The sequence below is a fragment of the Anoxybacillus sp. FSL W8-1294 genome (genome assembly GCF_037965005.1).
In the GTDB taxonomy this organism is placed as follows: Bacteria; Bacillota; Bacilli; order Bacillales; family Anoxybacillaceae; genus Anoxybacillus; species Anoxybacillus flavithermus_G.
Genome location: NZ_CP150179.1, coordinates 32501 through 47150, shown reverse-complemented (window position 1 = coordinate 47150; position 14650 = coordinate 32501). Strand labels below are relative to the sequence as shown.

The window sequence follows — 14650 nt, the reverse complement described above, 5'->3', positions numbered from 1 at the left end:
AAGAGGCATTAAGCCTCTTGATAAAAAATGGGATATAATTGTTCGCTTAATGTAGCGAACTCAGCAATGGCGAGCGTCTCTCCTCTACGTTTCGGATCAATACCAGCATTCGCGAGCGCATTTTCAATCTGTTCTTTTTTCTCCTTGCCGTTTGGCAATTGGTTCAGTAAATTATTTAAAATCGTTTTCCGCCGCTGTCCAAAACTCGCACGAACGACAGCAAAGAAAAAATCTTCATTCGAGACAGAAACGGCAGGTTGCTCTCGTTTCAATAAGCGAATAACGGCAGAATCGACATTTGGCTTTGGCACAAATACCGTTCTCGGCACATGCATCACCGTTTCAGCATGCGTATAATATTGCACAGCAATCGTCAAGGAGCCGTAATCTTTTGTCCCTGGTTTCGCAGCCATACGATCAGCTACCTCTTTTTGTAACATAACGACCATACCGCGAATAGGTAAACGACCAGTCAACAACTTCATAATAATTGGGGTCGTGACGTAATACGGCAAGTTGGCAACAACCATAATATCATCAACATCTGTGAACTGTTCCGCTATCACTTGTTGTACGTCTGCTTTTAATATATCTTCGTGAATGATTGATACATTCGTATATGGGGAAAGCGTATCTGCTAAAATGGGAAGAAGCCGTTGATCAATTTCAAATGCGACCACTTTTTTTGCTCGCCGCGCTAGTTGCTCCGTAAGCGCCCCGATTCCCGGTCCAATTTCAATAACACCTGTTCGTTCAGAAAGTTGGGCGAAATCAACAATGCGGTGTAAAACATTCGGCTCAATTAAAAAATTTTGACCTAAACTTTTTTTGAACGAAAAACCATACTTCTCTAAAATTTCTTTTGTACGGGTCGGTGTAGCAATATCTTTATACATGTTCTTCCTCCTGCATTACTTGCTTCATCGCTTCTATAAATTGTTCTTTTGAAATTTGAAACATTTGTAACCGTTTATGCAGCTGTTTTCCGTTTGTATAACCAATTTTTAATAATTGACCTAACCGCTCACGGCGAGCTCGTGCGAATGGACCACCGATTAATCCGGCATCGACAAGCTGTTGAAATGAAATTTCTTCTTTCGGATCAATCATTTCTTCGTACACACTTAATAGCGCTGTGCGAATCGCTTCAATCGAAGCGTGCTCAACACCGAGACCTTTTCCGTGCTTTCCCCGCGCTTCTTCACGCGTTAAAAAGGCATGTTTGCATCCCGGCACACGTTCAGCAATTGTTTTACGAATTTTTTCACCCGGATAATCCGGATCGGTAAAAATAATGACTCCACGCTGTTGTTGAGCTAAACGAATGCGTTCGATTGTTTCATCATTAATGGCTGCACCGTTCGTTTCAATCGTATCAGCATCTACCGCCCGACGAATCGCTACGGTATCATCGCGCCCTTCAACCACGATAATTTCCTTAATTTTCATAAAATCCTCCATCTCTCATGTGTTCTTCACCCATTATAACGAAAAAAACAGAGGATCGTGAAATCCTCTGTGTTATTTTATAATTTTTATTTTCACACGTTTCGTGCCCCAGCGATATGCAGTTGATTTATCAGGGAAAAATAAATCGATTTTATATCCCTTTACATTTTTCCCTGTGTCGGCCGCAACTGCATATCCGTACCCCTCTACGTATACTTTCGTTCCGAGCGGAATAACGCGTGGATCAACAGCAATTACTTTTGCGTTTGGATTGGCACGCAAATTAATTCCCGTTGCTGTCGTTCCAGAACATCCTGTGCAATATGCTGTATACGCTGTAGCGATCACGTAAAGTTCTTCGGACACTTCCCCACTTCCACGCGAGGCTAATATTTTGGCAACTGGCTTTGTTCCAATCGCAACAATACGATTTTTGCTCGGTTTAATTGTCTCTGTTTTAATTAATTTACGCGATACTTCTTTTCCGTTTTCCAAGATGACTTCGTACTGCTTGGCGACAAGCCCTTTTTCGCCTTCGCTAATTACCTTTTGCTTGCCTTTTTCCAATTGTGCGTCTTTCTTTTTCACAACTGTATAATTTACTGGTTCTTCCACTACATCGGTGACTTTTTCAACTCGAACAATGTTTATTTTTGTGTTTGGTTGAATCATTTCATTCAATTTTGGTTGAACGCGATCCAGCTCCCGCAATGTAATGTGTTGTTTAGCTAAAAAGTCAGCGACCGTAGTCGAAGTAGACCAAACTTGTTGCTGTTTGCCGCCGTCATTTAATGTGATTGGAAATGCCTTACTTATCACAATTTTCATATTTTCTTTCACTACTTCGTCAACGTTTGGCGATACTTGATCGTGCTCACGAAGCTCGATTTGTTGAATATGTAATACATCCTTGACAGTTTTAGCCGTCGTCCTTAACTTCTTTTCTACCCCATCAACAATGAGCACAATCGGTTTACTCGCTTCCCATTTCACTGTTAAGTGATCAACAACTTTTTCTTCAGGTGAAGGCGATATAAAATCTCCTTGTTTCAACTCGATGTTTTGTTCTTTTAATAACTCAGCAACTGTATTGGCATGTGTACGTACTTTTTCTTCCTTGCCATTGACATGTAATGTCACCGTTTCTTTCGTCCATTCATAGCTAGCATATCCTGTCATGCTACATAAAGCTAAAAATCCCCCAGTAGCAAATGCAATCTTTTTCTTTGATACGGATTGCACTAAATGCTTTACATACGTAATCAAAATAAAAACGCCTCCTTTTCCGATAGATGACCGTGACGACCCTCCCTCTCTATGAAACTTATTATCTATTATTCAAAATATTCTTTCATAAAGGAAGAAAGACTTGTCGACAAGCTTATTGTATGCTTGTGAAAAAAGATGTAGAACGATCACGTTTCATCTTTTCTTTAGACAAGTCTTCCAATCAATCGACACGTTTCTCTATCAAATGATGCCGAATAATCGCTTGGCGTTGTCGGACGTTTTTTGAGCAACTTCTTCAAAAGATAACCCTTTTAACTCAGCGATCGCTTCGGCAACATACTTTACATAGCTTGGTTCGTTTCGTTTTCCGCGAAACGGATGCGGCGTTAAATACGGACAGTCCGTTTCAATAAGTAGCCGATCAAGCGGAATTTCTTTTGCTACTTCTTTCGGTTTTTTTGCATTTTTAAACGTAACAGGACCACCAAACGAAATATAAAAATTCATATCCATACATTGCCGAGCTACTTCTATACTTCCGCTAAAACAATGCATCACGCCTCCAACTTCTCCTGCATTCTCTTCTCGTAAAATATCAACAATGTCCGCTGTTGCATCGCGATTGTGTATAATAATCGGCAACTTCACCTTTTTTGCTAAACGAATTTGTTTACGAAACACTTCTTTTTGTATGTCTTTCGGCGACTGATCCCAATAATAGTCAAGCCCCATTTCACCGAGCGCAACAACTTTCGGATGTGCTGCTAAGCGTTCAATCATGCTGAGGTCTTCATCAGTCATATGAACCGCATCAACAGGATGCCATCCGACAGCTGCATAAATAAACGAATATTGCTCAGCTAACTCCATTGCTCGCTCGATAGTTGGACGATCAAATCCGACAACAACAATATGTGACACACCTTCTGCACGTGCTCGTTCGATAACTTGTTCAACATCTTCGTTAAATTGTGTAGCATTTAAATGTGCATGTGTATCAAATAACATATAACCCCTCTTTTCTTCCGATGTTCAGTTTACCACACAATCTCGTTACATAAATCACAGCCATATAACAATTACGTTACAAAATAGAAACAAAGAGGTGTTTTCGCAACACCTCTTTACTTCACTTTTGCACCATTTGGAAGCGACTCGTCTACTGTCGCCAACGATAATACACCATCTTTTTCTCCTGCTAAAATCATACCCTGTGATAATTCTCCACGCAGTTTGACAGGTTTTAAATTCGTCACACAAATCACTTTTTTCCCAATTAAGTCCTCTGGTTTGTAATATTTCGCAATACCTGATACAACTTGACGTTTTTCATATCCTAAATCAAGTTGCAGTTTAAGTAAGCGATCGGCTTTTGGAATTGGTTCAGCGTGAATCACTTGTGCGACACGCAAATCAACTTTCATAAAATCGTCAATTGTAATTTCTTCACTTGTTTCCTCGTTTTGTTCTTGTTTTTCTTCTGTATTTGCTACTGTCCCCTTCATCTGTGATTGAATGTATTGCACTTCCTCTTGAACGTCTAAACGAGGAAACAGCGGTGCTCCTTTTTCAACCATTCGCTCATGTTGTGAAGCACCAAACGTTTGTAAGCTGTCCCAGCCCATCAGCTTTTCATCTTGAATGCCTAGTTGAGCAAACATCCGTTTTGGCGTTGTGGTCAAAAACGGCTGCAATAAAACAGCTACATAACGAAGCGACTCCGCTAAATGTGACATGACAGAAGCTAACTGTTCACGCGCTGTTTCGTCTTTCGCTAGTACCCATGGTTGTGTTTCATCAATATATTTGTTCGTGCGACTAATGAGTTGCCAAACGGCAGCTAGAGCTTGCGAAAATTGCATTTGCTCCATCGCCTCTTCATATTGTGTCACCGTATCATATGCCATTTGCACAAGCTGTTCATCAAACGATGTGTGCGTTCCGCTATATACAGGAACACGACCAGCAAAATATTTTTCGATCATCGCTACCGTCCGATTTAATAAGTTCCCTAAATCATTCGCTAAATCGTAGTTAATGCGTTCAACAAAACCTTCTGGTGTAAACACACCATCTGAGCCAAACGGCACTTCACGAAGCAAATAGTAACGTAACGCATCCAACCCATATCGGTCAATTAACGTAACGGGATCGACAACATTTCCTTTCGATTTCGACATTTTTCCGTCTTTCATAAGCAACCAGCCATGTGCAAACACTTTTTTCGGAAGCGGAAGATCTAGCGCCATCAACATAATTGGCCAATAAATCGTATGGAAACGAACAATTTCCTTTCCAACAAGATGGACATCGGCCGGCCAATACGTTTTGTATTTTTCGTCATTTTCCGTTCCATATCCTAGCGCAGTAATGTAGTTGGACAACGCATCAATCCATACATAAATGACATGTTTCGGATCTCCAGGAACAGGAATACCCCAGTCGAACGTCGTCCGTGATACGGCTAAGTCTTCTAATCCTGGCTTGATGAAATTGTTGATCATTTCGTTTTTACGCGATTCTGGCTGAATAAATTGCGGATTTTCTTCATAAAACGCCAATAAACGATCAACATATTTGCTCATACGGAAAAAGTACGATTGTTCTTTTACTTTTTCTACAGAACGCCCACAGTCTGGACAATTTCCTTCAACTAGCTGTCGTTCCGTGTAAAACGATTCACAAGGGGTGCAATACCATCCTTCATATTCATCCAAATAAATATCTCCTTGTTCTAAAAGGCGAGCAAAAATTTTTTCAACCACTTGTTTATGACGCTGCTCCGTCGTACGAATAAAATCGTCATAAGAAATATCAAGCTTCTTCCATAATTCTTTAATGCCTGCAACAATTTCGTCGACATACTGTTGTGGAGTAACTCCTTTTTCTTCCGCTTTTCGCTGAATTTTTTGGCCATGTTCATCCGTTCCTGTTAAATACATGACGTCGTAGCCACGCATCCGTTTATATCTCGCCATTGCATCGCCAGCTACCGTCGTATACGCATGACCGATATGTAATTTATCACTCGGATAATAAATAGGTGTAGTAATATAAAACGTCTTTTTCGTCACTTGTACCCCTCCTTGTCGCACGTGTAGTAGAAACGCTCTCGCCCAAAGGACGAGAGCGATTGCATACTTGTATTCTCGATCAATACATCTATTCCTCTTATCTCAAAAAAATATACATAAAAATAGAGAGCGCTGTCAACTATTCGACATCGTCTTGTCGACAACCAATACACATTTGTCGAATTTTGTCGAAAAAATAGCGATATTTTTGTCGAATTCATGTTGAATTTTGTCGAATAATATTTATAATAATGTTTGTATCGTCTTGAAAAGTAGTTAAAAACTGTTATGCATCTATTGTCAAATCGTTTGGTTTTTGTCATTTCAACTATCATTTTGTCGAATTTTATATGCAACGACATGTAAATCATACATTTTTTTTTATTGTTGCATATAAAAGGATTGACGCATAATGGAAAAGTTGTTATGATAAATCCATAGAGATTTTGTCGAATATTGACGAAAAAAGATGAAAGAAGGAGAGGAGAACAGTATGAAATCAACAGGTATTGTTCGTAAAGTAGATGAATTAGGTCGTGTAGTTATTCCAATTGAATTGCGCCGTACATTAGGTATCGCGGAAAAAGATGCGTTAGAAATTTATGTAGACGATGAGCGCATCATTTTGAAAAAATACAAGCCAAATATGACTTGTGTAGTAACTGGGGAAGTATCTGACGACAACTTCAAACTTGCAGACGGAAAAATCATTTTAAGCAAAGAAGGCGCAGAAGTATTATTACAAGAAATTCAAAGCCTTCTTCAACAATCAAAATAAAAAGTTTCTCTAGTTTTTTCTAGAGAAACTTTTTTCTTACTTATGGTACGCGTCGTACACATCCCGTTTCGGCAATTGTCGATCTTTTGCTACTTGTTTAATCGCTTCTTTCGAAGTGTATTGCTTTGCCTCTATGTAATAGTTGACATGTTCCACAATCGTTAAATCATCCCACCATACTGATTGTTCATCTGGCATATGATTCCCTTCCACAAGAAGGCAAAACTCTCCGCGCACTTCATGATGTTCTGCCCAATGCATCACTTCTTCAATCGTTCCACGAATAAACTGTTCGAATTTTTTTGTTAATTCACGTGCTAGAGCCATTTTTCGATTTCCGAATATATGATGCATGATCGTTAACGTTTCTTGGAGACGATGCGGTGCCTCATAAAAAATAAGCGTATCTTTTATATGTTTTAATCGTTCGAGTTCTTTCTTCTTTTCTTTTTTATGTCGTGATAAAAATCCGTAAAAATAAAAATGATTCGTCGGTAGTCCAGAAGCTGTTAACGCCGTAACCGCCGCATTTGCACCAGGAAGAGGGACAACTTTACATTGTGCATGTAGCGCTTCAACAACGAGCTCGTGGCCAGGATCGGAAATCGTTGGCGTCCCTGCATCGCTCACTAAAGCAACATGCTTACCTTCCAGTAGAGAAGCAATAATATGCTCTCCTCGTGCTTGTTTATTATGCTCATGGTAACTCACAAGCGGCGTATGAATGTCGAAATGATTCAGTAACTTTTTCGTTTGGCGTGTATCTTCAGCCGCGATGAAATCGACCGTTCGTAACGTTTCAATCGCACGCAACGTCATATCTTCTAAATTTCCAATTGGTGTTGGAACAATGTACAAAATCCCTTTTCCATCTTCTTCAATAAAACTTTTTTGCTCGTTCATCCCATCTCATTCCCCGTATAAAATATGTTTTAACTCGCCTGTATACTCGCCATTTTGTTCATATACAAAGAGCGGCGGTAATATTTTTAATCCTTTATTTCCGTCTTTCATTCCTTCAATTAAAATGGTATTCGCTTCTTTCCCTTCCTTCGGATAAACAAAACGTAAACGCTTCGGCTCTAAACGGTATTGTCTCATTAATGTCACGATATCTAATAACCGCTCCGGTCGATGAACAAAAGCAGCTTTTCCACCTTGTTTGAGCAATTGACTGCTAACGCGGATAACATCCTCTAGCGTGCAATAAATTTCGTGACGCGCAATCGCAAAATGTTCATTTTTATTGATTTCTTCTTCGTTTGGCGTTGGAAAATAAGGAGGGTTGCACGTCACAACGTCAAATTTACTATGTCCAAGATAAGCAGGCATATGTTTAATATCCCCATGAATGATTTCAATTTGCTTTTCTAATTCGTTATATTGCACGCTTCGTTTCGCCATATCATAAATCTTCTCTTGAATTTCTACACCAACAATTTTTCCTTTTGTTCGTTTACTTAATAATAACGGGATGACACCATTTCCCGTACATAAGTCAACTAAATTCCCTTTTTGAATCGGGACATATACGAAATTTGCTAACAACACCGCATCTAGTGAAAATGCAAATACAGATGGACTTTGGATAATTTTCATATCTTCTGCTAACAAATAGTCAAGCCGTTCATCTTCACGCAACATGTTTCATCCCTCTTTCTACAACAAAATAGCCTTCCAGACCATTTGTCAGAAAGGCTATTTTTTATTTAAAAATGACAAACAAAACAAACAATCACCATCGGTTCGCAAACTACCGTAATGTACATTACAAATGTGAAAACCCTCTTGATACAAACGAGCTAAGTTGTCGTATCCTTCCCCAATATCAACTAATTTCGCTTTCGTCTGTTTTTTGCCCTGTTCAACTTTTCGCTCAGACAGCTGCTCGAGCCGTCTACGCAAATGGTCATTTTCAACTTGGAGGCGATGATTTTCTTCGATTAACTCTCCAAGATAACTTTTTAACTCACCGAGCTGCTTGTATAAATGAGCAATTTGCTCCTCGATACTCGTTACAGATTGGAAAATCTCTTTTTTATTCACGCGCCATCCACCCCATCACTCTGTGGCTTGAGTAGGAAGAACTTTTTCTTTTATTAATTCATCAATCGTATACTCAACTACCCGATCTTTTTCCACTAACTCCACTTGTAACACTCGTTCTAAAATGTTCAAACCAACAACTTTCCCTAGTCCAAGAGGCGTTTCGATCATTTCCCCTAAATCCGGCAACTGTTCTTTCGCTGTTTCGTATTCGTCGTTTTCATATTTTAAACAACACATTAATCGACCACATAATCCTGATATTTTTGTCGGATTTAATGATAAATTTTGATCTTTTGCCATTTTTATAGAAACAGGATCGAAGTCACCTAAAAACGTCGAACAACAAAGCATACGTCCACATGGACCGATTCCACCTAACATTTTCGCTTCATCTCGTACGCCGATTTGTCTTAACTCAATTCTAGTGCGGAAAATAGCAGCTAAATCTTTAACAAGTTCACGGAAATCAACTCGTCCATCAGCAGTAAAATAAAAAACGATTTTATTACGATCAAATGTATACTCCACATCGACGAGCTTCATTTCTAATCCATGCTCTTCTACTTTTTTCAAGCAAATATCGTATGCTTCTTCCGCTGCCTTTTTATTTTCTTCTACAACAAGCTTATCTTTTTGATCAGCTAGGCGAATTACTTTTTTCAACGGCAAAACAATGTCTTTTTCGTCGACTTGCTTTTTAGCTACAACAACCTTCCCAAATTCAACACCGCGAACCGTTTCAACAATAACATAATCACCATTTGAAATGGGTAAATCCCCCGGGTCGAAATAATAAATCTTTCCCGCTTTTTTAAAACGAACACCTACAACTTCATACAAACGCAGATCCCTCCCGCAACTGCAATACTAACTGTTCCATTAAAAGCTGCGGATTCATATTCGTATGCAACCGCGCTTTTGCTTGTAAAATTGCTTTCATATGTTGAGCAATTTGCTTTTCAGAATAGAGAAAACGCGACCGCTGGAATTCGCTTATGCAATCATCGTATGCAATTTGTTGTTTTTCACCGAGTATGACATATAGTAAGTCTTTATATAAATATAATAACAAGTCCAATCCTATATTCATTTGCTCTTTATTCGTAAAATGAGTAAGCCAATGTTGCTGAATGACAAGCAATGCTTGGACATATTGCTTGTTTAATGCTTCATATAATTGTATCACTATTTTTCGTGCTTGTGCAAACCAATCATCTTGACTTAATTGATATGCTTCTTCCACATTGTTCGTTACTCTTGCAGCTAATATCGCTAACTCCCGCGCTACACCTTGTTGTTGTAAATACGCGTATATTCGCTCCGTTGACAACGGATGGAATGAAACAACTTGGCAACGCGAAACAATGGTCGGAAGTATGCGATGAAATTGCTCCGTTAACAAAATTGCCACCGTTTTTGCTGATGGTTCCTCTAAAAATTTCAGCAAACTGTTGGCTGCTTGAACAGTCATTTGATCAGCATGTTCAATAATATATAATTTACGACTCGATTCGACAGCTGTTTTTGTAAACTCCTCTTGCAATTGCTCAATTTGTTGCTTTTTAATGGAGTTTCCATCTGGGATAACGAGATGAACATCCGGATGATTACCAGATTCAATTCGTCGACAGTTGACACATATTTCACAAGGCTCATCGTGCACATGTGTCAAACAAAACAGACGCTTCGCAAATAAAAGAGCTGCTTCCTTCTTCCCCGTCCCTTTTTGTCCTTTAAACAAATAGGCATGGGCCACTCTTCCTTTTCTTATGCTATTGGCGATCGTTTTCGCTACATGCGGTTGATTCATTTCAAGCGTTTTCCAAGACATAAAAATCCTCTCACTTTCTTATTAAAGGCTCAATTAGTGCCCATACGTCCTCAAACACTTTTGTTATCGGTTGAGTAGCGTCCACTTTTTTTATCCGATTTGGAAAACGGTCTAATAGCACCATATACCCTTTGCGCACTTGTTCATGAAACGATAATTCCTCTAAATCAAGTCGATTCACTTCCCGCAATCCATTTTCGCGAATGCGCGCTAATCCAAGCGATGGATCAATATCAAAATAAATTGTTAATGTAGGCATCCAATTCTCAATAGCGAATGCATTAATAGCTAGTATCTCATCTATCCCTAAACCGCGCGCTACACCTTGATAAGCTAAAGAACTGTCAATAAAGCGATCACAAAGAACGACTTTCCCATCTTTCAACGCAGGAATCACTTTTTCAACTAAATGCTGTCGCCTTGCCGCTGCATAAAGCAAAGCTTCTGTCCGCGCATCCATTCGTTCGTTATTAGGATGCAAAATAACTGCACGAATTTGCTCGGCAATGTCGATTCCACCTGGCTCACGTGTCGCTACAACATCAACATGTTGTTCGCTCAAATAATCCTTTAACATGCGCACGATCGTTGTTTTCCCTGCTCCCTCTGGACCTTCAAATGAAAAAAATAAATAGCTCATCTCATACCTCCTGAAACACTTCGATGTAATCTCCGTCTATATCTGTTTGAAAATAGGCATTCGTTTTCTTCAAATACTGAATGATCTCAATATGTTGCCTTGTCACAATTTCTCCGATAAGTAAAATAGGAATCCCAGGTGGATAAGGGACAACCATTTGAGCACAAACACATCCGATTGCATCGTGAAGCAAAATTTTTTTTGTTTGGCGACCTTTCGTCCATTCATAACTTACTGCTTGACAATGTTTCGGTAACTGAATTTGTACTCGTTCATTTTGCGGCTCACGACGAATGGATTGCAACGCGCGTTTTATACGCTCCGTAACGTCTGGGAGTTGTTTCATTTTCGCAAGCGGATAGACAAGTAATACGTTATACGGATCAGCCATCTCCGTGAATATCCCATTCATTTCTAATAACTGTTGTAACTCATATCCTGAATGTGCGCTACGTGTTTGCAACGTAATTTTTAATAAGTCTGTTCGGATAAGCGGATGTCGTGATTCCACAACATGAATCGCCTCAATAGTTTGCAGTTCATGTTTAAATAACTGAATTTGTTCGCTCATTTCATGAATGCTTTCACGCGTTTGTTGCGCTAAATAAGCACGAGCCAAATCAAGCGAAGCCATAATTGGATAAGATGGACTACTCGTTTGAAACACTTGTAAAAAGTATTTCAACATACGTTCGTCTATGAGCTCACTATTAAAGTGTAGAAACGATCCCATTGTCATCGCTGGTAGCGTTTTATGAGCCGACTGCACGACAATATCTGCCCCACATGCGACAGCTGACTTTGGAAAAGGTTCTCCTAAAACAAAATGAGCACCATGTGCCTCATCAACTAAAACAGGGATTCGATAAGAATGTGCCAAATGAATGATTGGTGTTAAATCAATAGCCATGCCGTAATAGTTTGGATTTGTTAAAATAAGTGCAGCCGCATCTGGATGCTTGCGCAACATATGAGAAATTGTTTCAAAAGACACGAAAGACATGACTTGAACATCTTCATCAAATTCTGGAGAGATAAAAATCGGTGTTGCCCCAACAAGATGTAGCGCATGTAAAATGGATTTATGACAATTACGTTGCACAATCACTTTTTTATTTTGTACACATGCTGCCGCAATCATTGCCAAGTTGCCAGCGGTAGAACCGTTCACTAAAAAATATGTACGTTTTGCACCATACAACTTTGCTGCTAACTGTTGTGCTTGTTCAATTGCCCCTGCTGGATGATGTAAATCGTCTAGATGGGAAAGCTCTGTTACATCTAAATGTAACAATGATAAAAAGGAAGAAAGAGCCTCCTCGTAAAAAACAGCTCCGTATTTATGTCCTGGCACATGAAAAGAGATTGGTTTTTTAGAGGCATGTTCACATAAAAGCGTATATAGAGGTGTCTTCGTCTGATCCATCTTTCTTCGCATCCTCACAAGTTTAATTTATATATCTATATATTAAAATAAAACAGGCCCTAATCATAGTAGGGGCCTTTCGTTATGAATATATTTTATTCTCTCTAATTTTTCTTAGACGATCGACATAAAATTTGTATTTCTCCTCATTTGTTTCTGTTTGAACGAGATCGTTGTGACAATCCATACATATGAAATGATGAAAAACATGCATTCCTTTTTTATTTTGCTCATCACATATAATACAAGCTTTTTGATAAGACATTTATTCTCCACCTCCCGCTAACAGTTTTCCCAGTTTCATATAACAATATACTCAGAAAAAAGCATTTGGTGCGGGAGTAAAAAAAGACCAAGACAAATTTTGTCTTGGTCTTTTCTTGCCCGGCAACGTCCTACTCTCGCAGGCGGTGTCCCGCCAACTACCATCGGCGCTGGAGAGCTTAACTTCCGTGTTCGGGATGGGAACGGGTGTGACCTCTCCGCCATCGTCACCGAGCAATATATTGAAGGATAATTCCTTCAAAACTAGATAACAGAACAGTCGCCTTCGCTTTTCTTACTGTCTAGCTTCGAACTAACATCCTCCTACGCCTTCGCTTTTTCCGTTCGACGTGCAAGCACGTCTTCGTCAAAAGCTCTCGGCTCCGTCGGACGTTTCCTTGGCTTCGCCAAGGACCGTTCTCAGCTTTTCTTGTGTGCTTAGTTAAGTCCTCGATCGATTAGTATCCGTCAGCTGCACGTGTCGCCACGCTTCCACCTCGGACCTATCTACCTTGTCATCTTCAAGGGATCTTACTCGCTTGACGCGATGGGAAATCTCATCTTGAGGGGGGCTTCACGCTTAGATGCTTTCAGCGCTTATCCCTTCCGCACATAGCTACCCAGCTGTGCCCCTGGCGGGACAACTGGTACACCAGCGGTGCGTCCATCCCGGTCCTCTCGTACTAAGGACAGCTCCTCTCAAATTTCCTACGCCCGCGACGGATAGGGACCGAACTGTCTCACGACGTTCTGAACCCAGCTCGCGTACCGCTTTAATGGGCGAACAGCCCAACCCTTGGGACCGACTACAGCCCCAGGATGCGATGAGCCGACATCGAGGTGCCAAACCTCCCCGTCGATGTGGACTCTTGGGGGAGATAAGCCTGTTATCCCCGGGGTAGCTTTTATCCGTTGAGCGATGGCCCTTCCATTCGGAACCACCGGATCACTAAGCCCGACTTTCGTCCCTGCTCGACTTGTAGGTCTCGCAGTCAAGCTCCCTTCTGCCTTTACACTCTTCGAATGATTTCCAACCATTCTGAGGGAACCTTTGGGCGCCTCCGTTACGCTTTGGGAGGCGACCGCCCCAGTCAAACTGCCCACCTGACACTGTCTCCCACCCCGATCAGGGGTGCGGGTTAGAATCTCAGTACGACAAGGGTGGTATCCCAACGGCGACTCCACCTAGACTGGCGTCCAGGCTTCTCAGTCTCCCACCTATGCTGTACATGTCGCACCAACATTCAATATCAGGCTGCAGTAAAGCTCCACGGGGTCTTTCCGTCCTGTCGCGGGTAACCTGCATCTTCACAGGTACTATGATTTCACCGGGTCTCTCGTTGAGACAGTGCCCAAGTCGTTACACCTTTCGTGCGGGTCGGAACTTACCCGACAAGGAATTTCGCTACCTTAGGACCGTTATAGTTACGGCCGCCGTTTACTGGGGCTTCGGTTCGCACCTTCGCTTGCGCTAAGCGCTCCCCTTAACCTTCCAGCACCGGGCAGGTGTCAGCCCCTATACTTCGCCTTACGGCTTCGCAGAGACCTGTGTTTTTGATAAACAGTCGCTTGGGCCTTTTCACTGCGGCTCCCCTGGGCTATTCACCCGAGGGAGCACCCCTTCTCCCGAAGTTACGGGGTCATTTTGCCGAGTTCCTTAACGAGAGTTCTCCCGCGCACCTTAGGATTCTCTCCTCGCCTACCTGTGTCGGTTTGCGGTACGGGCACCTCTCACCTCGCTAGAGGCTTTTCTTGGCAGTGTGGAATCAGGCACTTCGGTACTTTATTTCCCTCGCCATCACAGCTCAGCCTACTCAAGCGGATTTGCCTACTTGAGGCGCCTAACTGCTTGGACGCGCACAACCAGTCGCGCGCTGACCCTATCCTCCTGCGTCCCCCCATTGCTCAA

The 14650-nt window shown here is 41.2% G+C and carries 14 protein-coding genes and 2 rRNA genes (1 of these 16 only partly in view); 1 reads left to right on the top strand and 15 read right to left on the bottom strand.

Annotation, left to right across the window (positions count from 1 at the left end):
• Nucleotides 1-8: 8 nt before the first annotated feature.
• The 5 genes from rsmA to metG form a co-directional block, all read right to left on the bottom strand.
• Nucleotides 9-896: a 16S rRNA (adenine(1518)-N(6)/adenine(1519)-N(6))-dimethyltransferase RsmA gene (gene rsmA / locus NSQ23_RS00235; RefSeq protein ID WP_004888522.1), complete on the bottom strand. Its 888-nt coding sequence runs from the start codon at nucleotides 894-896 to the stop codon at nucleotides 9-11.
• Nucleotides 889-1461, bottom strand: a complete 573-nt coding sequence (gene rnmV / locus NSQ23_RS00230; RefSeq protein ID WP_004888520.1) for a ribonuclease M5 — start codon at nucleotides 1459-1461, stop codon at nucleotides 889-891. Before rnmV ends, rsmA begins: the two co-directional genes overlap by 8 nt.
• Before the next feature lie 60 nt (nucleotides 1462-1521).
• The gene (locus NSQ23_RS00225; RefSeq protein ID WP_128356685.1) at nucleotides 1522-2715 is read right to left on the bottom strand and encodes a G5 and 3D domain-containing protein; all 1194 of its coding nucleotides are present in this window, start codon (nucleotides 2713-2715) and stop codon (nucleotides 1522-1524) included.
• A gap of 204 nt (nucleotides 2716-2919) precedes the next feature.
• Nucleotides 2920-3687, bottom strand: a complete 768-nt coding sequence (locus NSQ23_RS00220; RefSeq protein ID WP_128356687.1) for a TatD family hydrolase — start codon at nucleotides 3685-3687, stop codon at nucleotides 2920-2922.
• A gap of 116 nt (nucleotides 3688-3803) precedes the next feature.
• Entirely contained in the window at nucleotides 3804-5753 is a 1950-nt protein-coding gene (gene metG / locus NSQ23_RS00215) for a methionine--tRNA ligase (RefSeq protein WP_004888515.1), read from the bottom strand.
• Nucleotides 5754-6246: 493 nt separating this feature from the next.
• Here metG and NSQ23_RS00210 point away from each other — a divergent pair, with 493 nt between their 5' ends.
• Nucleotides 6247-6531: an AbrB/MazE/SpoVT family DNA-binding domain-containing protein gene (locus NSQ23_RS00210; protein WP_004888514.1), complete on the top strand. Its 285-nt coding sequence runs from the start codon at nucleotides 6247-6249 to the stop codon at nucleotides 6529-6531.
• A gap of 36 nt (nucleotides 6532-6567) precedes the next feature.
• Here the strand turns inward: NSQ23_RS00210 and rsmI are convergent, their stop codons facing one another.
• From rsmI to NSQ23_RS00160, 10 genes are all read right to left on the bottom strand, one after another.
• Nucleotides 6568-7434, bottom strand: a complete 867-nt coding sequence (rsmI, locus tag NSQ23_RS00205; RefSeq protein ID WP_004888513.1) for a 16S rRNA (cytidine(1402)-2'-O)-methyltransferase — start codon at nucleotides 7432-7434, stop codon at nucleotides 6568-6570.
• A 6-nt stretch (nucleotides 7435-7440) separates the two neighbouring features.
• Nucleotides 7441-8175 carry a tRNA1(Val) (adenine(37)-N6)-methyltransferase gene (locus NSQ23_RS00200; protein ID WP_004888511.1) on the bottom strand — a complete coding sequence of 245 codons (735 nt, stop codon included), beginning with the start codon at nucleotides 8173-8175 and terminating at the stop codon, nucleotides 7441-7443.
• A gap of 54 nt (nucleotides 8176-8229) precedes the next feature.
• Nucleotides 8230-8577 carry a DNA replication initiation control protein YabA gene (gene yabA, locus NSQ23_RS00195; protein WP_004888509.1) on the bottom strand — a complete coding sequence of 116 codons (348 nt, stop codon included), beginning with the start codon at nucleotides 8575-8577 and terminating at the stop codon, nucleotides 8230-8232.
• A gap of 15 nt (nucleotides 8578-8592) precedes the next feature.
• A complete protein-coding gene (locus NSQ23_RS00190; protein WP_004888508.1) occupies nucleotides 8593-9420 on the bottom strand; it encodes a stage 0 sporulation family protein in 828 nt (275 codons plus the stop codon).
• Nucleotides 9413-10411, bottom strand: coding sequence for a DNA polymerase III subunit delta' (holB, locus tag NSQ23_RS00185; RefSeq protein ID WP_004888505.1), 999 nt, complete (start codon nucleotides 10409-10411; stop codon nucleotides 9413-9415). The genes NSQ23_RS00190 and holB overlap by 8 nt, the downstream gene beginning before the upstream one ends.
• A 10-nt stretch (nucleotides 10412-10421) precedes the next feature.
• The gene (gene tmk / locus NSQ23_RS00180) at nucleotides 10422-11051 is read right to left on the bottom strand and encodes a dTMP kinase (RefSeq protein WP_004888504.1); all 630 of its coding nucleotides are present in this window, start codon (nucleotides 11049-11051) and stop codon (nucleotides 10422-10424) included.
• 1 nt (nucleotide 11052) lies between these two features.
• Nucleotides 11053-12477 carry an aminotransferase class I/II-fold pyridoxal phosphate-dependent enzyme gene (locus NSQ23_RS00175; protein WP_192954181.1) on the bottom strand — a complete coding sequence of 475 codons (1425 nt, stop codon included), beginning with the start codon at nucleotides 12475-12477 and terminating at the stop codon, nucleotides 11053-11055.
• An 82-nt stretch (nucleotides 12478-12559) separates the two neighbouring features.
• Nucleotides 12560-12742 carry a sigma factor G inhibitor Gin gene (locus NSQ23_RS00170; RefSeq protein WP_004888500.1) on the bottom strand — a complete coding sequence of 61 codons (183 nt, stop codon included), beginning with the start codon at nucleotides 12740-12742 and terminating at the stop codon, nucleotides 12560-12562.
• A gap of 117 nt (nucleotides 12743-12859) precedes the next feature.
• Nucleotides 12860-12976: ribosomal RNA gene (gene rrf, locus NSQ23_RS00165) — 5S ribosomal RNA — on the bottom strand.
• Between the two features lie 203 nt (nucleotides 12977-13179).
• Nucleotides 13180-14650, bottom strand: a 23S ribosomal RNA gene (locus NSQ23_RS00160); it runs 1455 nt beyond the window's last position.